Source organism: Spirosoma taeanense (assembly GCF_013127955.1).
In the GTDB taxonomy this organism is placed as follows: domain Bacteria; phylum Bacteroidota; class Bacteroidia; order Cytophagales; family Spirosomataceae; genus Spirosoma; species Spirosoma taeanense.
This window is the reverse complement of record NZ_CP053435.1, coordinates 4490569-4511457: the sequence shown is the minus strand read 5'-3', so window position 1 is coordinate 4511457 and position 20889 is coordinate 4490569. Positions and strand designations below refer to the sequence as shown.

Here is a 20889-nt window from a genome sequence, read left to right as displayed (position 1 = left end):
GGCGTTGCTGACCGGGGCTTTTTATATAATCGGCGAAGGCTTATTTACCCTGGCCAGTGCCAACGCTGCTGGCTGTGCCCGAACCAGACTGCATAATAAACTGCAATTTGTCCAGCGCGAACAGGGGCTTCTGGCCGGCACTCGGATTCACGAAGACGAAGAACAGTTTGTGCATGCCCGTCGCGGGTTGCCGGAAGGCCAGATTTACCCCACCCGTCGAACCTTGCTTTACATTGGCCTCGGCCAGTAACGCGCCGGTTGGCGAATCAATCCGGGCTTCAAGTTTACCGCCGGCTGTCCGGTCATCCGCACTGAAGGTACCTGCCGAAATCGACTGAATGCCCGTCAGGTCAATATCGTTGAAACCCAGGTAGCTGCCAGACTTCAGGCCGATTGCCGCCGGACCAAGCTTAGGTACGTCAAATTGATAGATATCCTGCTTGATGTCGGCCGAAACCGCTTTCACCGTCGATGAACGCAGGGCAACCGTCGTTGAGCCCGTTTGTGGGCCAATGACTGAACTGCCTTTATCGGTGTAGCTGGCCGTGAAGATATACGAGCCGTCTTTTTCCTTGGCTTTAGCTACGTAAGCACCTTTTACAGGCTGCTTATCAACGCGCTTTTTATCGGCCAGCGACATGATGTAGCTGACCATTTCTTTCGCTTCGTCCTCCTTCAGCTGTGGGTGCGCGCTCATGGCCTGCTCGCCCCAGTTACCGCCACCACCCGCGATGACTTTCTTTGCCAGCTGGTTAACAATAGCGGCCCGACGTTCTTTGGCGTAACGCTCAGCAACGGCCATATAAGCCGGCCCGATAGATTTCTTGTCAATGCTGTGGCAGGCTTTGCAGTCGCTCAGTTCAATCAGACGCTTTCCGGTCGAGAAGCCTGTATTGGCCTGGTGACCCTGCGCCAGCATGGTTTTGTCGAAGCCTTCGAGGTAATTGACCGTAACCACGACGTCTTCGGGATTGATCTTACCGCTCGCCAGCGTGCCATCTTCCTTATCGGCAACTTTCACCTCGTAGTCGATGGGCTTGTTATCGAAGAAGAACGTTCGGTTGCCTTTCAGCGCTACCTCAACCTTTGGCGCATCATTGCCCACTTTGATCTCTACTGTGTGCGTCGCAACGTTGCCTTTTGCATCGGTTACTTTCAGAACGGGCTGATAAACCCCCGCTTTGCTGAACGTAACGGTAGGGTTAGCCTGGGTACTCTTCGGCATACCTTTGCCAAACGTCCACTCATACGTAATGGCATCCCCGTCGTAGTCCATCGAGCCTTTGCTGGTGAAAGCGACCGTCAGCGGAGCGGCTCCCACCACCTTATTGGCGCTGGCGGCTGCAATCGGCTGGCGGTTACCGGCATTGTAGGTGATGTGCACAAGCCGGGCGTCGTCGTTCTGCGCAAACCAGTTCGTGCCGTACTCCAGCAACCAGAGCGAGCCGTCTTTCGCAAACTGCATGTCCATAGGGTGGTCGAATTTCGTGCCGGGCATAAACCGCTCCATTTTCACAAAATCACCATCCTTGGTCATCGTTACCGGGTTAATCCAGCCCCGCATCCATTCGTACGCAAAGAACTTGCCGTCATAATGACGCGGAAACTTAACTGGGCTGTCTGCATAATCATCGTAGTAATAAACGGGCCCGCCCATAGCGTTACGGCCACCTTTACCTACGATCTCACCAAAATCGGGCGATTCGGCGTAGGGATAGTAAATAAACGCTTTTTGAGCCGGGGGCAGCTCCCGCAAACCCTGAATCCGCTGCGAGTAGTTGATCGGTTTTGCCGGATCGTTGTATGCCCCGGAGGTGCTGTCGGCAAAATTGAACTGACGATACGGCTTGTTGTCGGCAACAAACAGAGGCCAGCCAAAGTAACCCGCTTTCCGGGCCTGGTTTACCTCGTCGTGGCCGCGGGGACCATATTTATCACTGTTCTCACCGGCATCGGGGCCAACTTCACCCCAGTACAAAAAGCCAGTGCGTTGATCAACCGCAATGCGGTAGGGGTTCCGGTTACCCATTACGTAAATCTCGGGCCGGGTGTTTGGTGTACCTTTTGGAAACAGGTTGCCCTCGGGAATTTCGTACTTACCGTTGTCCAGCGGCTTAATACGCATGATCTTGCCGCGCAGGTCCATGGTGTTGCTGGAGGTGGTCAGAGCGTTCCAGCCTTCACGGCCGGGGCGGTCATCAGATGGCGAAAATCCTTTCGACTCGAACGGGTTCGTGTCGTCGCCAGCGGACAGATACAGGTTGCCCTGACGGTCCCAGGCAATCGAGCCGCCCGTGTGGCAGCAGCCCGTCCGTTTTACCGGAACGGTCATAATGGTTTGTTCGGTATCGAACAGCAGGGTATCCCGGGCGTCATCGTACTTAATCCGAACTAGCCGGTTGGCGGTATCGCTCGGCATCGGAGCGCCCTCACCCGGCGTATAGTACAGATACAGCCATTTGTTTTCGTTAAACTTAGGATCGGCGTTCAGACCCATAAGCCCATACTCAAACTTGGTGAAGACCGGCATGTTGGCCACGACCTTGATGGCTTTCTTTTTGGGATCCCATAGTTTCAGAGCGCCTTTACGTTCAGCGAACAGGACTTTGCCGTTGTCGAGGACAACCAGTTCGGTGGGCTCGTCCAGCTTGGTTGCGAGCACATTCTTGGTGAAACGGTTTTCCTCCGGAAAGGGCTGCGTTCTGGCCTGACCAAATTTCAGTTGCGAAGCCATTACGGATTTAATGCCGCCCAGCAGGTGCTGCAAAAACAACGGGTCGCTATAAGATTCGTCCGTGTGACCGCCCCCCGTATAGAAAGCCTTGCCACCGTCGAAATCGTGGTACCAGATGAAGGGGTGATTATCGCCGTTTGCGCCACCCTGATAGGTGCTTTCATCCAGCTTGGCCAGGACTTTAATGTCTTTGGAAATGTTTTTGTAGTTGTACAGCTCATCGAACCGTTTCCAGACGTCGGGCAGCATTTTGGTCGACGGGTGATTCTTGTCGAGCACCTTGATATCTACGTTCTGTTGTTTGGGATGGCTCAGGAACCAGGCACCGGCCAGTTGGTTGTACCAGGGCCAGTCATACTCAGTATCGGCAGCCGCGTGAATACCGACATAACCACCCCCGGCCTGAATGTAGCGCTCAAAAGCAGCCTGCTGCGCATCGTCCAGTACATTGCCCGTAGTGCTCAGCCAGATGACGGCGCTGTATTTTTTGAGATTGTCTTCGGTGAACTTGCTGGCGTCTTCGGTTGTGTCAACTGCGAAGCCGTTCTCCTGACCCAGTTTCATAATGGCTCGTTTCCCAACCGGAATCGATGCATGACGATAACCTTTGGTTTTTGAGAAAACCAGCACCCGGTTCAGAGCAACTGGCGTTTCGGCCGAAGCCAACGCGGGTTTGCTGGCCGTGGTGCGCCGGGCGGCTGTCTGCGCCCAGGCCGGCACATTAATGCCCGGCAGCGATACCGCCAGCACGCCCGCCAGCAACACAGCGCGGGAGGGAAGCCGTAAGTTTTTCATAGAAATTAACGATTAATTCAGATTGGTTTGGAAACTAGCGTTGACGTAAAGCAAGCGGAAAGCTTGTGCAGATATTCTATTGGCTTTTGTCAAGAAGCAAATGTATAAAAAAAGTAGACGCTAAATGTAATTAATCAAGTATCAATTTGTCCTATTATGAAGATTTACAGGGCCGAAGTTATTGGTGCAGATTAGAGAGGCACAGGGCTTATATAAGCTGATCGATGAATAAGGTGGCTGGTCGAGGCCTGAAAACACGCAGAACGTGACATGTTATTAACCCAAGCTCGGTAAAGCTGTCGGTCAGTGTATATTCTTTGTCTGGTTATCAGTAGGTTAATTCAGAGCAGGGCTTCTTTCCTTGAGAATGGGGCCGGGCTCGGACGGGTGTACACTCCGGGCTGGGCAGGAGTTTTTTAACCGGGTTTACTCGCTATGGAACGGATACTTTCCTCTCTACTGGCCGGCCTGTGCGCTGCTCCTTTGTTCTACTTCGCAACGGCCTGGCTGTTTGTAATCTTCAACCAGAACAGCAGTGGACCTGATGATCGTTTAGCCGTGGCCTACGGAAGTACGTTCGGTGGATTCGCGGCTATGATTGCGGGGTTCTTTCTGGTCTGGTGGCTTACCTATCGTTTCCTGTTACCACACTACCTGCGCATCGTTCAGCTGATTGATGGCATTGCCCTGATCGGGTGGGTAATTGTTTACATGAACTATGCCGGTGAGCAGCCACAGCGGCTGGATTATGGCGACCGACGGCCCGTACTCGAAGTTGAGTTGCGGGCCACGAAAGCCATGCTCGGTTCTAGTAAGATCGACTCTATTCTTTCTCTAGATTTCAGCGGTGGCTCAGACAACGGCTACCCCCATTTGGAGCAATTACGTGAAGAGGCCGATGCCGTCATTCTACCCTGGGAAATCGCGCCCATTGATGTCCGGCGGTGGGAGATACGGGTATTTCTGCAAAACCAGCCGATGCTGTTTCCGCTTAACCTGCCCAGGCGTCCTACTCAAGCAACGGACTGGTCCGGCTGGTTAATGCCTGTTCAGTACCAAGATTACGACCTGCCGGAAGAGGCCCGGCAGGGACTATCGCTTCGGTATCGTTTCCAGCTGATTCCCTACGGGCAGTAATTGGCCCGCACGGACTATATGCGTCGGTTTGTAGTGTCGTGCTGGCGTCTGTACCCATGGCTGGATTAAGCGTTCTGAAAGCCAGAGTTAGTATATACGCACTGGCTGCCAGCTGTTGAGTTGCTTGGTGAGAAATAGCCCGTCAGACCACTTTTACTCCGACCGTAATGATTTGACCGGGTTCGCTAAGGCGGCTTTAATTGTTTGATAACTGACCGTTGCAAGGGCAATCAGAATTGCGGACAGACCAACCAGCACGAATACCCACGCGTTTATGTCAATCCGGTAGGGATAATGATCCAGCCATTTCTGCATACCAAACCAGGCTAAGGGGATGGCAATGGCCAGGGCTATAAAGACCAACCTGACAAAATCCCGCGAAAGCATGAGCACAATATTGGCGATGCTGGCGCCCATTACTTTTCGTACGCCAATCTCTTTGGTACGCTGCTCGATGACCAGCAGAGCCACCGCAAACAGGCCTAAGCAGGACAACAGAATGGCAACGCCGGAAGCCAGGCTGAAAATCTGCGACAGCATCTGCTCATTTTTATACCAGGCGTCAATGTTCTCATCCAGAAATGAGCCCATAAACTCCGACTGAGGAGCGACTTCCTGCCATAGATGGGTTAGTTTCTCCATCGCACCCGTTAAACTTTGGGGAACCACCCGGACAAAGACGTAATTGATAGGCTCCGAGTGCGAGAGATGCATCGTAATTGGCTTTAGTTCATCCGTGACGGAATACAGATGAAAATCCGGAATCAGCCCGATTACCTGGTAGCGGGTTCCGGCGGTATCGGTATCAAAATAGGAACCGACTGGGTTCTTCAGGCCGATAGCCCGGGCCATGCTCTCCGTAATAATAACCCGGTTCACGGAATCCGTTGCGTAAGCCCGGTCAAATTCCCGGCCAGCCAATAGCTTAATATTGAGCGTCTTCAGGTAATCGTAGTCAACCAGCAGCCAGTCGGTAGAAACCTCTTTGTCTTTATAGGTAAAGCCAAGAACAGTTCTGGACGTAACCCGATCTTTGCCGCGACCCAGATTGACCCCGCTACCCGTTACGGACAGTACCGTTGGGTCGTTTGCCAGCCGGTTACGTATCCGGTCAAGCACCTGTCGGCCGTTTACCCGGTTGCCTATGGGTATGCTGATTACCTGTTCTTTCTGGAAACCTAGCGGTCGCTGGCGTAAATACCCGATCTGCTGAACGGCAATTATGGTGCAGCAGATCAACAGGCTGGATATGGTAAACTGCGTAATGATGAGTGAGCTGCGCAGCACCCCCGGCCGTTTCAGCGTAACCTTCCCCTTTAAGACTTCGACCGGATTGAAGGTAGCCATTTTCCAGGCCGGAAACCCACCCGCCACCAGAGTTACGACCGCGAAGACGCCCAGCATGACGGCGATGAAGCCCGGCTGGAGCAGATAGGCCAGGTCAATACGGGCCTCAAAGAACGCATTGAATTCGGGAACGAGTTTATAGGCAAGCAGCGAACCGATCATAAAACCCATAAAGCAGATCAGGATCGACTCGCCCCAAATCTGAACGAAAAGCTGGCTTTTAAGCGCTCCCAACGACTTCCGGACACCTACTTCCCGCGCCCGGCTGAACGACCGGGCAACGCTCAGGTTGATAAAGTTGATACAGGCAATCAGCAGAATAAACAGACCGAGGCCGGACAGGGCGTAAACGACCGCAATTGGAGCGCCTTTCCCGCCGGATATGTCGGTGTTAAAATGGACATCGGCCAGTTTCTGCAGCCGTATGGCGAACAGATCACCCCGCTCATCGGGTTGGGCTCCCTTTTTTTTCAGCGTTTCGATGCTACTCGGAAAATACTTTAGGGAAAACAGCTTCAGCCGGTCTTCAACCGTTTGCTGATCGGCGTTGGGCGACAGTTTTATAAAAGCGGTATGCGTGTTGGCATCCCATTTATCTTTATCGGCCTGGTAATTGGCAGCATTTTCAATCCGAATCAACGCATCGCCCCGAATCGATGAATTGTCCGGCAAATCGGCCAGGACGCCCGTAACAATATAGTTCCTGGGATTATCGTCACCGCCTACCTGCAACTGCCTGCCCATGGGGTCTTCACTGCCAAAGATGGTCCGGGCCATACTTTCGCTGATGACGATGCTGCTTAAATCCTGGAGGGCGTTTTGCCGGTTCCCCTTGATTAGCGGAAACGAAAACAGATTCAGAAAGTCAGGGTCCGTCAGCGTAACCAGTTTATCGAAGTACTTTCCCTGGTAAGCGATCAGGCTCGTTGCACCCGTCATTATCCGGGCGGCCGCTTCCACTTCTGGATATTCGGCTTTTAAGGTGGGAGTCAGGGGTAAGGGCAAGCCACCCGACCGCGTGACCCGTTCCGGATCGTTCGAGAAGAAGTAAGGCTGGAAAATGCGGTCGGCATCCGCGTGGAAGGAATCAAACGTTAGCTGCCGATAGGTCGTCAGAAACAGAAACACACAGATGCAGAAGGCCACCGAAAGGCCCACGATGTTTATGGCCGCATAGCCTTTGCTTTTCCAGAGGGTACGAAAGGCAATTTTGATGTAGTTACGTAACATATCCGGGCTGAGTAAAAAGGTGGTTCGGTAGTCTGGTTGAGGGTGTTTGCCCGGCTGGTGAAGGGCCCGGCGTTTCAGGAAGTAAGGCCGGCAGAATTTTATGGCCTCCAGTACGTAAAGCCGTCGGGCCTTTTGCTCGCTAGTCTGAGCAACCTGTTGGGCAAACTGCTCATGCAGGTCGCCCAACAGTTCTTCCTGCAGGTAAAGGGGCAGGAACCGTCGCAGCAGGCGATCTGCCCAGGCCGGGGGAGTAGGGGGTTGAAGAGGCTTGGCCATGATTTAGGATAGGGAAGGGTTAGGAATGGAATTCCATAGCTCATTACGTATCTGCCGCATCTCGCTCAGCATGTGCTTACCGGTTGCCGTGATGGTAAACAACCGCTTTCGGCGGCCACCCCGGGCGGCTGTTGCCCCGCCCAGCTCGGACCGAACAAAGCCTTTTTCCTCCAGTCGGTAGAGCGCGATATGCACCCCGCTCAGGCTGATGGTTCGGTTCGTACGCTGCTTTAGCTCGGCGGCTATCGTGACGCCATAAGCCTCACCTTCCAGCACAGCTACGGTAAGTAAGACCAGTTCTTCAAATTCACCCAGGTAAGCCCGACTCATGGTTGTTTTATGGCTTTGTCTGCATTTGCTTATCATTTGCTAAACAAATGCCCTGCCAAAACCTGAATAAGGCCATTGGGCTTAATCAGCGCCTATTTCTGGCATCCGGCAACAGATTTCTTTGTCCAGAAACGGACACTCTACGTACGCTTATGGACGAACAGAAGAGGAAACAACGAAGGCGTTGCCGGAGCCATGGACTGCTTCATACGCGGTTTTGATGTCCTGCTAGTAAGGTATAAGACGTTAGTCATGAGTTGATTACGATAGTCTTTACCGCTCATGGAGAAAGGTGACCTTTCACATAAAAAAAAACGTACTTCGATTTCGTATACGTCTTTACGCTGTCCAGCCAGGGGCCCGGTTGTGCTAAACTATTATCTAACTTCTCTCAAGGATTCAGTTATGAATACGTTAGCTATTTCTATGCTCATTGCGCTTAATATCAGCGCTGTAACACCTCGTCCACTGATTAATCAGGGTATTCAGCGAGCGCGTCCGACCAAACTGGCCCACTACGAAATGGGCGCCTACATGGACGTAAAAGGCAAGCTGCATGTAAATGTCGATAAGCAGCTTGGTGGCGAGGTTCACATCCAGCTTAACGACCGGAAAGGGCAGCTTTATTTCGACCGAACCATGTATGCAGCGGATACGACCGTGCGGTTCCTGCTGGACCTGAGCGATTTAACCGAAGGTGACTATACACTGAAAGTGTCGAATGGACTAGAGATGATGATTCGCGAGATCAAGATTAGTCCGCACAAGATAACCCCGGTGACGCGTACCATAACGGTATTGTAAACTGCGGATCAATACCCGGCCGGGTGCGACTCCTGTACGTTCCGCTGGATTGACGGGTTGGGCATCGTTTTGCTCCGCCAGGAAATGATTGCATTCAACAGTTCATCAAAACTAGACTCATCCATGAAAAAGCTTTTATTGGGAATGGCCCTGCTTGGCTCGATAAGCATGGCTCGTGCACAGGAGCGGACCGTGACGGGAACCGTCACAACGGCCGAAGATGGGAAGACCCTGCCCGGCGCAAATATTCAGATTAAAGGAACGACCCGGGGAACCAACTCGGATGCCGATGGGAACTACCGTCTTACCGTTGGCGATAACGCTACGCTTATTTTCAGCGCCATTGGCCTCGAATCGCAGGAGATTGCGGTTGGTACGCAGTCGGTTATTAATGTAGCGCTCAAAGCCGATACCCGGCAGCTACAGGAAGTTGTTGTAACGGCTTTAGGCGCACAGCGCGAAAAACGGACGCTGGGCTATTCGGTTTCGAACGTGGGTGGCGACGCCCTCACCCGATCCGGCGAACCCAATGTAATCCAGGGGCTGGCGGCTAAGACCGCCGGGGTGATTGTGACCAGTGCCGCCGGAACGCCGGGGGCTTCGAGTAAGATTGTGCTGCGCGGCCCGTCGACCTTCACCGGCGAGCAGCAGCCGCTGATTGTGGTGGATGGCGTGCCGATTAACAACGAAACCTTTACGTCGTCCTCGGCCGACTATCCGTTCAACCCCAATCTGCAGGGCGTTAATAATTCGAACCGCGCGCTGGACCTCAACCCCGACGATATTGCGTCGGTCAGTATTCTGAAAGGTCCAGCGGCTGCGGCTCTCTACGGTGCCCGGGCCGGAAACGGAGCCATTGTCTATACCACCAAGAAAGGCCGCAGTCAGCGGGGAATTGGCGTAACGGTCGGGTATCGGCTGGAACTTTCGCAGGTTAACAAACTGCCCGACCTGCAATCGGAGTATGCGCAGGGAGCGGGAGGCAAATACCAGACCGCCGACGCCGGGCCCGACCAGCGCCTGGGTACGGACGATGACGTAGCGGCAGGTACGCCCAACAGCTGGGGACCCCGGATTTCCAGCGATCCGACGTTACAGACTTATGACAATACCGGTAATTTCTTCAAAACGGCGGTGTCGCACACGACCAACGTAGCACTGGTTGGGGGAAACGAACGGGCCAGCTTCCGCATCTCGTTTGGTAATCTGATGCAGAATGGTGTGGTGCCCAATACCGATTACAAACGAAACACGATCCGGTTGACGGCCGATGGCAACATGACCGACAATCTGAAAATTGGCGGGACGGTCAGCTACATCAAATCGGGTGGGATCAAGGCGCAGAACGGGAGTAACGTGGCCGGCGTAATGCTGAGTTTGCTGCGGGCCCCCGCTTCCTACGACCTGCGCAACTACCAGTACAGCAACGGCTATAACCGTAATTACTACGCCTTCTACGACAACCCGTATTACACCGTATACAACAATCCGTTCACCGATGATATTAACCGGGTTCTGGGGAACGTGTATCTGAACTATCACCGGTCGTCGCATCTGGACCTGACCTATAAAATCGGGGCTGATGCATATTCGGACGCCCGGCGGCAGGTGTTTTCAATCAGTTCAAATGGGGACGACAACCAGCAGACGTATGGGCAGGTCAATTACGACAACATCACGAGCCGCGACATTTACGCCGATCTGATTCTGCGGGGTGAGCACCGATTCAGCGAGAAGTTTGGAATCAACTACACGGCCGGGCATAACATCACCTCGTTCAATTTCACGGAAAACTTTGCCCGGGGACGTAACCTCTCGATTCCCAACTTCTATAATCTGGGCAACGCGGCCGAACTGTATGCATCCAACACGGGTACGCGCCGACTGACAACGGCAGTTTTCGGGCAGGCCGATTTTGATTATGCCAACCAGTTGTATCTGTCGCTCACCGGCCGGAACGAATGGTCGTCGACTTTCGATCGCACGAAGAAGAATAATTTCTTCTATCCCTCGGCTTCGCTATCCTGGGTGTTTACGGAAACCGTGTTGAAAAACAGTCCAGTTACGTTTGGTAAGCTGCGACTGGCCTACGCCGAGTCGGGGATTCCGCCGGTTCCCTACCGGACCCGGACCTACTTCGGCAAACCTTCCTTCACCGATGGGTTCACCAACGGACTGATCTTTCCCTACGGCGGGGTGAATGGGTTTGCTTACTACAACCAGATCGTTGGCACGCCGGATCTGCGGCCCGAACGGGTAAAAGGACTGGAGGCCGGGTTGAACGTCAAGTTCCTCCAGAACCGGATTGATCTGGACGTAACGGCCTATCAGCAAACGACAGTCGATATTCTCCTGCAGCGCCCAACCGCACCCGCATCCGGCTTTACGGCCAGTTACACCAATTCGGGGCAACTACGCAACCGAGGGCTTGAAGTAATGCTGGGCATCAACGCCGTGCGGACACCGGCTTTCACCTGGGATGTCAACCTGAACTGGTCTATGAACCGCAGTAAAGTGCTTCGACTGACCGAAGGGGTAACCGAAGTGAGTCTGGAGTCGGCGTTTAACGGTATCGGCGGCTACGCCATTGTTGGTGAACCACTGGGCGTTCTGTACGGCACCCAGTGGCAGCGTAACGAACAGGACCAGCTAATCATCGGCTCCAATGGCATCCCGCTGCTGCAGGGTGCGCAGAGCAATATCGGCAATCCGTATCCCCTCTGGCTGGGCAACCTGCGGAACACGTTTACCTTCAAGGGAATTACGCTGACGGCTTTACTGGACATTCGGCGGGGCGGGGCGATCTGGAACGGTACGTATGCCCGTCTGCAACGTATCGGCCGCACGCAGGAGTCGGCTGATCGGGAGCGGACGTACGTCATTCCGGGTGTCATGTCGGATGGTAGTCCCAACACCATAGCCGTTTCGGCGCTGGACTACTTCGGCCGGTATTTAGGCGATAATGGCGGAGCCGCCGAGCAGTTCGTCGAAAACGTAAACTGGGTCCGGCTGCGAGAAGTGGCGCTGAGCTACCGGCTCAAGCTCAAAAAATACGTCGAGTACGTCGACCTGTCGGTCAGCAGCCGAAACCTCTATCTCAAAACCAATTATAAAGGCGTCGATCCGGAGACGAGTCTGACGGGGGCCGGTTCAAACCTGCAGGGGTTCGATTACTTCAACAACCCCGGTACGCGCTCGTATATTTTTAGTGTCAACTTCGGATTCTAACGCACCTAAAGCTCAACAAAGTCATGAAGAAGCTCTTTTTAGCGGTTTTGGGATTGAGTCTGGTGACCAGTTCCTGCCAGGAACAATTTGATGAATACGGGGTCAATCCCAACGCGCCCGAAACAGCCTCGGCGTCTCTACTGCTGTCGGGTGCCGAAGTGGCGACGTTTGCGACCTATGGCGGCCAGTTGGGTCGCATCAGCAGCGTGCTGGTTCAGCAGGCGGCCGGCAATCAGTTTCAGTACGAAACCTTTGGCCAGTACGTGATTACCGAGGCTGATATTACCAACGAGTGGGCGACGATCTATAACGGGACGCTGATTAATACCCGGACGCTGCTCGATAAATACGGTCAGGGAAATCCGTATTACTCCGGCATGACGAAGGTGCTGATGGCGCTGAACTTTGGCATTGCGACCGATTTCTGGGGGGATGTGCCTTTTACCGAAGCCGCGCAGGGATTGCAGGGTAATTTTCAGCCGAAATACGACAAGCAGGAAGACGTGATCAAGGGCATTCAGTCGCTGCTGGATGAGGCCATTACGGATTTAAGCCAGCCGCAGACGGCCAACCAGTTCCTGCCGGGTGCCGACGACATTATCTTTAAAGGCGATGTTAAGGCCTGGACCAATGCCGCTTACATCATCAAAGCTCGCTACGCCAACCGGCTCAGCCAGATTGATCCGGTAGGCAGCGCTACGCAAGCGTTAGCAGCTCTGAGCAAAGTGTCGCCCGATCAACCCGATCTGAACGCTGTTTTCTACAACATAGCCGGGAGCTTCAATCAGTGGTACGATTTCCTGTCGAACCGGGCGGGGTATATCAAGATGGGTAAATTTTTCGTGGACTACCTCAAAAGCACCAACGATCCCCGACTGCCTTTTTTTGTCGCCAAGGATGATAACGGAGGCTATTCGGGACTGGCACCCGAAGAGTCGGATAACACGGCCGCGTCTGATCCGGGTCCGGGCGTAGCGTCCGCCGACTCACCGACGCCCATTGCGACGTATGATGAAGCCAGGTTTATTGAGGCCGAAGCCCAGTTGCGGTTGGGCAAAGCCGCCGAAGCCGCTGCGGCTTACAACGCAGCGGTGGCTGCCGCCATCAAACGGACAACCGGTGCGGCTATACCGGCGGCTTTTAAACAATCGACCGCCAGCGAAACTGCGGCTACGATTTCGCTCGAAAAAATCATCAACCAGAAATACGTAGCGCTGTTTACGTCGCCGGAAGCATATAATGACTGGCGTCGAACCAGCTTCCCACGATTGAAAGCGAATCAGGAATCGCAGCAGAAAGCCATTCCGCTGAGGCTGCCCACGTCGCAGGACGAACGCAACTATAACCTGAACGCCACCGTGGTCAGCGACATCTACCAGGCCGTCTGGTGGGATAAGTAATAGTTGGTGAATTAGAGGCAAATCCCTGTCCGTCAATCAGCATGGATTGACGGACAGGGATTTGTGATTGAAAGATGAGGAGAATATCTGGAAATTTAATAGTCTGAGGTACAGCCAATGGGATTGGAGCAGGTCTAAGGGAGCAGAGAAGAAAATATCCATTCAATTTCAGGTATTAGCCCTAAGTTAATTGAACAAAACAATTATCTAACTTTGAATCAAAGCTTGCTTAGCTGTCCCGCGAAACAGGGTTATTCAATATTAGTAAGTATCTGGTTAAAAGCAGAATAGATGTTCCTGCATACTCCCTCATATATAAAAGTCAAAGAACAAGCGTTGCCTAACAATATGTTGAATTACTCTACAGTTATTCTTCTCATTGTTGGATTATTAGGTTGGTTAGATTCAGTTTGTTATGCGCAGGCAAATAAGAGCATACCCTGGCCTAGTTCGCTATCTGAAGAACTGGAACTTAAAGCTGGCCAGTATGAGCAGGCAGGCGAAAAAACGCTTTCCCGTGTAACTTATGGACAGTCTATAGTTGAACGCACCAAATCTGGAATTCTTACTATAATGGCGCAGGGCGGGAAACCCTGGACAAAATATCTATATCAACCCTTTGATGATGTAATTATTCAAGGAGAAGCTCTCCAAATGTCAGGTCAGTCACAGGCTGCAGAGGAACTATATATAAAAACGCTGAAACAACTAGAGCCGCTTCAGGCGAGGTCTTCCAGCGCTAGGCGGCTACAACAGCAGCTTTATTTACTCAATGCTGCACGTGGCCTGAAAAGTGCAGAACAGAACCTAGCTGAATTGACTCTTCAAGTACTGGACGAATGGGGACCATATAGTGAACTTTATACAAGTTTGCTGTATGAGCAAATTCAGTATTACGATAAAACTCGGAATCTGCCCCTCCTTACTGAAGTAATCCGTAAAATGAGTTTGGTATTGCGGCAGCGACAGAGGCATCTAGCAGCGTTTTTACTCAATGATCTTGAGTATGATACCTTTCTGGCTCTGCATCAGCGATATATTGACCAACTGTTATGCATTTGCGTTAAATACCACAAGGAGCAACCCGGACTAAAAACTATAATTGCTGACTACCTTTTGGCATCTCGTAACCTTCAGCTAAATGGGCAACGAATTATTCGGGAACACTTCATCGTAAAAACTGTGGCAGAGGGGATGGTCGCTTTTGGAATGAGTGTAGGAATCCCCTACTTACAGGAGACGGTGAAAGAGACATCCCCGGATTCTAAAGAACATCAGGAAGCAGTGGATGAAATTGCGCGTCGGCAAACTCTCATCCAGCAGGTCAATACCAAAGCGCGACGTAACCAACTGTATATTGACTGGACTACGACCAAATTGAAATCAAGTCAGGATAGAGGTGCATATGAGCAATTAGAAAGTCAACTAATTGATAGTGTTGGGCAATTTATCGATCAGCTTACCTTGTCCGGCCCGGCTGCAGTCATGCGTATGCTAAAGCCAGATCAGGCCATTATCGACTTTTTTTCATACACCGATGGTGTATATCCACCCAATAGTGGTTACGCTGCTATTGTTTATACCCAACACCGATCTTCACCAGATTTAATACTGCTGGGTAGTCGGGCCGATATATGGCAGCTAAGTGAGCGTCAGAGAAGGCAAACGTCAACGGATGATTACCAATTGATGAGTTCAATTAATCAATTATATTCATCATCTCGCCTATATGAATTGCTCTGGAAGCCATTGATGCCAATGCTAAACGGTATTCATCGTATCGATTACTTACCGATAGATCTGCTTAATGCCGTTGCGTTCGATGCCTTGCTCTCTGAGCCTGGGGGAAAACCTCTTTGTGAACAATTCACCATAAAAAGAATCCTAACTGTCCCTGCAGCCTTCGCTGACTCCATTACACTTGTTCCAGAGCGACTCTCTGAAAGGCAGATTAACGCCGATTTCTGGGGGGGGATCATATATGATGCTAAGGCGGCCAAAATACCTCATAATACCAAATTGCCTAATTCAGCTATTCCTTTGCGGGGAGCAGTCGCTACGCTGACACGTGGTCGCAAGTGGACGGCCTTAAAAGGAGCTGATGAAGAAATTAATAAAGTTCGAAATATATTGAAGGTATTTGGGAAACGAAACCTTGAAATATATACTAAAACCAAAGCCAGCGAATTCAATTTTAAATATCAGTATACCAACCTGGTCCATCCACATATTCTACACATTGCCACGCACGGATTTTACGACAAAATGACGCTTAAAAGTCTGGATCAGGAAGCTAATAAATTTTCGTCTCCCTACTCCGAAACAATGTTAAAGGCTGGTCTGGTTTTGGCCGGTGCCAATATACCTCCGGAATCCGGACAGGAAGACGGTATTCTAACGGCTCTCGAAATTTCACAACTCAACCTGAATTCAAAGCTAGTAGTGCTTAGCGCTTGCGAGTCTGGATTAGGTGAACAAAAAAGCAATGAAGGTATCCTCGGACTTCAACGAGCCTTCAAACTTGCCGGAGCAGAGTACTTGCTAATGACGCTTTGGGAGATTCCTGATCAGGAAACAGCCGACATGATGGACTTTTTTTACAGCAATTTGGTCCAGGGCCAATCAGTCGAACGGGCCTTTCAAAACGCCCAGTTTTTGATGAAATCACGTCATCCTCCTTTTTACTGGGCAGGCTTCGTTTTATTGCGATGAGTACTGTTACTGATAGGCATGGGGTTTAGAATAATTTGCGTTTTTAGCCATTTACGGATAACGACGATATACAATAAGCTGGCAGATTAAGCCTTCTCGTGCCATTATTTGGAGACCTGCCTGTTTGTAATGATAAACGCGGTAGTGAGTATTTAGATTAATTTGTACATCAGGCGAGCCATATTGCACTGTAATGATAGCTTCGGACTGACCTACCCGCAATCCTCGGGCTGTTGACCAGGCTGGCGAGTTTGTTTTCAAAATTTCATATCGGCTCGCCTGTCTATCTGTGATTCGGAGCACATCTACACCGGTCTGCTGGTCAAACTTACCCATTAACCTAAGTTCGCGTGACCCTGAAACGTGCATTGTAACGGGTAGTATCTCCGTTGCTGGTAATGGCAGGATGCCCTGGCCTAGTCCCGGTTCAGGGGCTAGAGCCAGCGCAGAAATTTCATCGCTAAAGTTAGGTGGGCAGGCAGGCCAAACATCTAATGCCGCTCGATTATAAAGTTCGTTAGCAGAACCAGTTATTGCTGTAAAATCCCGGCGGAAATCAGCTATATTATTTGTGCGCTTTAGTTGAACTATAGATCGTACTAGCATGGCATTTGGATTGGGCTGGGCCTGCTGAGTCAATTCGTCTAATAAATCTTCGGCCGTGCCCAGCCGCCGTCTTAATAAATGAGTTATAGCCAGATTTAGAGTAGCCGGCGTGTAATCTGGATCGGTTCGGTGTGCTTGGGTTGCATATATCTGGGCTTGTTCCAGTAATAGGGTTCTGTCGGATTCCTCGGTTGAGCCTCGAAGTGTTAAAAGGCGGTTGTAGTTGTCCCACTCGATAGGTAGCCAAAAGGGCATCTCACGGCAGCTTGTCAAGCTTAGTGTCTTTTTTAGATACAGGCTGGCCAGATTGTTCTGCAGCTCGGCCAGCGGCCATTGCTGAACAACGGCTGTCAGACAAGGGACTGCCATGTCGTACTGCCCCATAGCAAACAGAAACGTTGCTGCATCAACTAGAAGCGCATTTGGACGGACCGATGAGAGTCTGCTAAGCGATAGAGCAATACGATCCGCTTTGGTCGGGTAGCCTGGTAGATTATCAGGCAGATCATAGGTTTGGTAGATGCGCTCGTAAAGAGGTTTTAGTAGTTGGAACCCAGCGTATCCGGCTAAGTAAGCATGCAGCGTTCCTTCCCTGTCGGCAAACGCTTCCAGCATAAGCAAATCGTCGGCCTGCTTTTGAGTTACTATTCCCGAGGTACTGGCCCGCCGATACTGAGCGATTTCCAGCCACTCTTTATGCTGAGCATGGAAGTGAGTTAGTTCATGTCCAATAATGAGCGCGAGGGCCGCCAGTGAATCCGTACCAAAGGTTTGGCACAAGTCATATAGGCTTTCGTTGATCAACAGGGTAGGCGACGATCCAGGTCGAAACCGGGCCAGCACCGGCTGTTTGTGCCGGGGCACTATCTCTATCCCAGGCAGTGGGCGCTGATCGGGGAATGTTCGCCATACCTGCCTGGCAACGGTTATTACCGTCTGGAGCAACTCGCGGGACTGCTGGGCGCGGACTGGGTTAAGCCCGCCGATCAGTAGCAGAAATAGTAATCGGCTTACTAGCTGGTTCATACGCTTATCGGAGAAGCTGGCGTTTCCCGCGCCGAAGTTGATACGAGTTTGTGTTAAGTCGTAATTGGTATGTACTATCGGGCTGCTGGCTCAGCCGTAACTTGACCGGCTGAGCCAGCAGCCGCTTCGGCAGATAGAGATTCAGCGTATCGCCCTGAAACAGATACTCGGCCGGGCCGTTAACCCGGTACAAGTGCGCTGTCAACGTATCGCTCGGTATTTCGGCATTGCCTAGCCCAAACGAATCGTCGGATTTCTCCGGTACAAACACAGTAACTGGTTGGGTAGCTATCGGTAGTGCCAATTGGGAGTCCGGCCGGGTAGATGGCTTTTTTGGGGTGTTATCTGACTCGGCTACCTGCTTGTCTTCCTTTTCAGGTGGTCGGCTGGTGCCAGGGCGAACAACAGGTGGATTGCGGGCTATGGGCGGTCGATCCGGTTTTTTGAAAACCGGATATAGTAGCAAAGTCAAGCCGGCTACTAATATCACAACAGCTGCTACTGACCACCAGCCGGATGCGGGTCGGTTAAGATGCCGCAGCCGCTTCACGGGTGTGCGGTCAGCGGCCATGTCCCGGAGCATTTGCTGAACAGCTTTCCGACTGGCAGCTTCCTGCGCGAGTTGACCAGCCTCTTCGCGCATAGCCAGTGCGATTACGACCCGCTGTTGAAATTCGGCGTCAGTTTCCAGACGCTGGTTTACTTCGGCGATTACCCCTTCGTCTAACCAACCTTCCAGATATAGGTCTATGAGGAGGAAGTCATCGAGGTTGTCTGCGCGGATTTCATCCATCGAATCACAAGTTTTTTGAAATCAGTCGTTGGCTTTTCGTCTTTCTTTCCGTCTGTCTGTCTGAACAGTAAGGGTAAATTAGCCCGTTTAGCTACGTAATCCAGCAGACTGGCAAGACAATCCTGATAGAATGCCTGCACCTTTTGCTTCCGGCGCTTCTTCCCCGATATTAATTGCAGGACTTCAGTTTGTGTCAGTTTAAGTGTACTGGCCTTCAAACGGGCAAGTTGCACAGGGGTTATACTCAACCGTTCCTGAATTAGGGTTTCGCGAATGGGTTGACGAGTGATCGGGTCTGTAAAATCAAAAGGACTTTTTAGCTGCCAGTACACTTCCAGAAACGCCTGGCAGGTGGAGGATTCCTGCTGCTGAATGTATTGATTGACCGCATCGAGAACCCGCTGTCGAATTTGTTCGTGCCAGATGGGGGGACTATCGGCCCGATCCAGTGATTTGATTAGTTTCGGGGCCTGCCTCTTTTTTTCAACACCCTGCTGTGCCAGATGAACGGCCGTATTGAGCAAGTACGTATGCACGCTACTGGTCAGTTTGAATAAGGGATCGTTTAGTCTGCGTAGAAAAATCTCAATAGAGTCCCGCACGATATCATCAATTTCGGCGGCCTCCAGACGGTCAAACTGGTTCATCAGGGTTCGCCGGATGATGTCATCGCTAGTGTGGAGCACTTGCATCAGGCCATTGCGGTTGCGGCTTTGTTCGGCGGATGTCTGCTTGCGGAAGGTGTAAATAAGCAGTTGCTCGTGAAAAAGATCGCGAAAACGGCTGTCGAACCGGGCCAAGTTAATAGGGCCGCTGGCTTTACAGACATACTGCACGGTCGCATCGAGAGCGTTGTCGCAGATGGTTCCGTAATACCGGATATTCATCGCCTGACAGGCGTCGGCGATGTACTGCCGTACCGGCTCGGCAGACATGTAATGGGCTTTAAGCCGCAAGCCGTCCTGATATCCGCCCCGAATCCGGTCGAGCCAGGCTTGTTCTTTGATCTCCGTAAGCATGGTGTGCAGCCAACCTGTCCATAGCTGTACGTCTGAGCCAGGTTAGGATCGGATGCCTAAAGATACACGTCTAAGCGATTTTGTCACCAGAGCTAACCTGTCTTTCGTCTGGCTGAGGGGCTAGATGAGCTATAATTTCATAAAAAAGCCAGGCTAAGAGAACTACATTGGTTGCCTCAATAAGCCGAAAAATCGACTGGGTACTAATCCCAAGCTTGACCATAAACTCTTCGGCAACATGACCTATAACAACTACCATTACTAAATTTCGGTTTAGTTCGGTACGTAGAGGCCATAAGTCCACAAAGGCAACGATGGTGCCAATGGCCGAAAACAGTGAACCAACCCATTCGGCAGCAGACGCTATAAACCCGCCCAAAAACAGTGGTACCCAGCCCAGCAAATTAGCCAGCATGAGTAGCTTTGCACCCCGGATTGTACCCCGCAACCCGTAAAGCCGACCGAGGTGTAGTAAACCCCAGTAAAATATTAACTGAGCCAGCGAAAATAAAATAAAGCCTGCAAGCTTTAGGTCGATGAGTTGGTCGATGTAGGCAAGTGCTGCGCCACTCATGCCGCATAAGGCGGCTAAATTGAAATCTTTGGTAACGTTTCCCAGCAATGACAAAGCGTGGGGTGTGCGGAGCAGGGGTGGTATTGAGGCTGGATCGGCCGGTTGCAGTTCAATAAAAGTGTCTAGCGTAGCCCATGTGTCCATGCCAACTTTCCAGACCATAGCGTTACCGGGCAGTTGCTGCTGCCTAACCTCCTCGGCCGTGAACGGGCCGGTTTGCTGTTCAGATATAGCTACATAGTACAAGCTATTGTTCATGGCTTCAGAGTAGTTTGAGCGCCGTTCAGCGTAATAGTGCCGCTCAGTTGCTGCACCTCGTAGGTTTCCTTAGGACTAATAAAGTCTAACTGGACGTAAACGGGCTGATCGCTACCTGTTACGGCTACCTGTCCCTGGATACGCAGTCGTCCGGCCTTCTGTTGTCCATCATCGGTATTAGACAGTTCAACGTCCAGCGGTCCACCGTTCAGCACGACTCCGGAGCGATGCCTGTAATTATGAAAATAAAGTTCACCCCCGGCGCGCATTTGGCCGGTAAATAGTCCGCCCAGCCCGGCTCCGAAATCACGAAGTTCAGCCGTACCGTCATTGTTTTTGCCGTTTTTGGTAAAGATCAGTACCATATTTTTAAGGCTCTTGTCGTCGTGAAAGACGCTCATCAAACCGTCGCCTATGGCTAAAGCTACCTTATCTGGTCGACTGGTTAACCCTCCAATCAGCGCCTGAAGAATAGCTAATAACAAAATCAAGGTGGCAAAAAACAAGACAGGCCGGGGCACCTGATTCCAGAAAGCGCTCCGGGCCGGTGTAGTTGTATTGGCATTTAAAATTTCCATGATCCTTAAAATCCCTGTTCTTCCTGCCGTTTCTGATAATAC

At 51.6% G+C, this 20889-nt stretch carries 13 protein-coding genes; 5 read left to right on the top strand and 8 right to left on the bottom strand.

What is annotated here, in order from left to right:
* Positions 1–40: 40 nt before the first annotated feature.
* Positions 41–3529, bottom strand: a complete 3489-nt coding sequence (locus tag HNV11_RS18780) for a ThuA domain-containing protein (protein WP_171741122.1) — start codon at positions 3527–3529, stop codon at positions 41–43.
* A 435-nt stretch (positions 3530–3964) separates the two neighbouring features.
* On the opposite strand from HNV11_RS18780, the gene HNV11_RS18775 reads away from it, so the two are divergent.
* Entirely contained in the window at positions 3965–4666 is a 702-nt protein-coding gene (locus HNV11_RS18775; RefSeq protein WP_171741121.1) for a hypothetical protein, read from the top strand.
* 153 nt (positions 4667–4819) lie between these two features.
* On the opposite strand, the gene HNV11_RS18770 is transcribed toward HNV11_RS18775, so the two are convergent.
* Positions 4820–7519 carry an ABC transporter permease gene (locus tag HNV11_RS18770; protein WP_240163564.1) on the bottom strand — a complete coding sequence of 900 codons (2700 nt, stop codon included), beginning with the start codon at positions 7517–7519 and terminating at the stop codon, positions 4820–4822.
* 3 nt (positions 7520–7522) lie between these two features.
* Entirely contained in the window at positions 7523–7849 is a 327-nt protein-coding gene (locus HNV11_RS18765; protein WP_171741120.1) for a PadR family transcriptional regulator, read from the bottom strand.
* Between the two features lie 405 nt (positions 7850–8254).
* Between HNV11_RS18765 and HNV11_RS18760 the strand changes: the two genes are divergently transcribed.
* The 4 genes from HNV11_RS18760 (at position 8255) to HNV11_RS18745 (ending at position 15993) form a co-directional block, all read left to right on the top strand.
* Positions 8255–8653, top strand: coding sequence for a T9SS type A sorting domain-containing protein (locus HNV11_RS18760; RefSeq protein WP_171741119.1), 399 nt, complete (start codon positions 8255–8257; stop codon positions 8651–8653).
* Positions 8654–8776: 123 nt separating this feature from the next.
* On the top strand, positions 8777–11881 hold the full coding sequence (locus HNV11_RS18755; protein ID WP_171741118.1) for a SusC/RagA family TonB-linked outer membrane protein: 3105 nt from the start codon (positions 8777–8779) through the stop codon (positions 11879–11881).
* 23 nt (positions 11882–11904) lie between these two features.
* Complete coding sequence (locus tag HNV11_RS18750; protein WP_171741117.1) at positions 11905–13281, top strand: SusD/RagB family nutrient-binding outer membrane lipoprotein; 1377 nt, start codon at positions 11905–11907, stop codon at positions 13279–13281.
* Between the two features lie 291 nt (positions 13282–13572).
* Positions 13573–15993: a CHAT domain-containing protein gene (locus HNV11_RS18745; protein ID WP_171741116.1), complete on the top strand. Its 2421-nt coding sequence runs from the start codon at positions 13573–13575 to the stop codon at positions 15991–15993.
* Positions 15994–16044: 51 nt separating this feature from the next.
* Here HNV11_RS18745 and HNV11_RS18740 read toward each other — a convergent pair whose 3' ends face one another.
* The 5 genes from HNV11_RS18740 to HNV11_RS18720 all read right to left on the bottom strand — a co-directional run bounded on the left by HNV11_RS18740 (position 16045) and on the right by HNV11_RS18720 (position 20847).
* Positions 16045–17625 (bottom strand): hypothetical protein, encoded by a 1581-nt coding sequence (locus HNV11_RS18740; protein ID WP_171741115.1) that lies wholly within the window; start codon positions 17623–17625, stop codon positions 16045–16047.
* 4 nt (positions 17626–17629) lie between these two features.
* Positions 17630–18418 (bottom strand): hypothetical protein, encoded by a 789-nt coding sequence (locus tag HNV11_RS18735; RefSeq protein WP_171741114.1) that lies wholly within the window; start codon positions 18416–18418, stop codon positions 17630–17632.
* The gene (locus HNV11_RS18730) at positions 18373–19437 is read right to left on the bottom strand and encodes a hypothetical protein (RefSeq protein ID WP_171741113.1); all 1065 of its coding nucleotides are present in this window, start codon (positions 19435–19437) and stop codon (positions 18373–18375) included. Before HNV11_RS18730 ends, HNV11_RS18735 begins: the two co-directional genes overlap by 46 nt.
* A gap of 70 nt (positions 19438–19507) precedes the next feature.
* Entirely contained in the window at positions 19508–20269 is a 762-nt protein-coding gene (locus HNV11_RS18725) for a DUF4339 domain-containing protein (protein ID WP_171741112.1), read from the bottom strand.
* Positions 20266–20847 (bottom strand): hypothetical protein, encoded by a 582-nt coding sequence (locus HNV11_RS18720; RefSeq protein WP_171741111.1) that lies wholly within the window; start codon positions 20845–20847, stop codon positions 20266–20268. The genes HNV11_RS18725 and HNV11_RS18720 overlap by 4 nt, the downstream gene beginning before the upstream one ends.
* Positions 20848–20889: the final 42 nt, after the last annotated feature.

Bases quoted from the DNA above. Each gene is read 5' to 3' on its own strand.
- HNV11_RS18780 (WP_171741122.1), bottom strand. From the start codon at position 3,529: ATGAAAAACTTACGGCTTCCCTCCCGCGCTGTGTTGCTGGCGGGCGTG.
- HNV11_RS18775 (WP_171741121.1), top strand. From the start codon at position 3,965: ATGGAACGGATACTTTCCTCTCTACTGGCCGGCCTGTGCGCTGCTCCT.
- HNV11_RS18770 (WP_240163564.1), bottom strand. From the start codon at position 7,519: ATGGCCAAGCCTCTTCAACCCCCTACTCCCCCGGCCTGGGCAGATCGC.
- HNV11_RS18765 (WP_171741120.1), bottom strand. From the start codon at position 7,849: ATGAGTCGGGCTTACCTGGGTGAATTTGAAGAACTGGTCTTACTTACC.
- HNV11_RS18760 (WP_171741119.1), top strand. From the start codon at position 8,255: ATGAATACGTTAGCTATTTCTATGCTCATTGCGCTTAATATCAGCGCT.
- HNV11_RS18755 (WP_171741118.1), top strand. From the start codon at position 8,777: ATGAAAAAGCTTTTATTGGGAATGGCCCTGCTTGGCTCGATAAGCATG.
- HNV11_RS18750 (WP_171741117.1), top strand. From the start codon at position 11,905: ATGAAGAAGCTCTTTTTAGCGGTTTTGGGATTGAGTCTGGTGACCAGT.
- HNV11_RS18745 (WP_171741116.1), top strand. From the start codon at position 13,573: ATGTTCCTGCATACTCCCTCATATATAAAAGTCAAAGAACAAGCGTTG.
- HNV11_RS18740 (WP_171741115.1), bottom strand. From the start codon at position 17,625: ATGAACCAGCTAGTAAGCCGATTACTATTTCTGCTACTGATCGGCGGG.
- HNV11_RS18735 (WP_171741114.1), bottom strand. From the start codon at position 18,418: ATGGATGAAATCCGCGCAGACAACCTCGATGACTTCCTCCTCATAGAC.
- HNV11_RS18730 (WP_171741113.1), bottom strand. From the start codon at position 19,437: ATGCTTACGGAGATCAAAGAACAAGCCTGGCTCGACCGGATTCGGGGC.
- HNV11_RS18725 (WP_171741112.1), bottom strand. From the start codon at position 20,269: ATGAACAATAGCTTGTACTATGTAGCTATATCTGAACAGCAAACCGGC.
- HNV11_RS18720 (WP_171741111.1), bottom strand. From the start codon at position 20,847: ATGGAAATTTTAAATGCCAATACAACTACACCGGCCCGGAGCGCTTTC.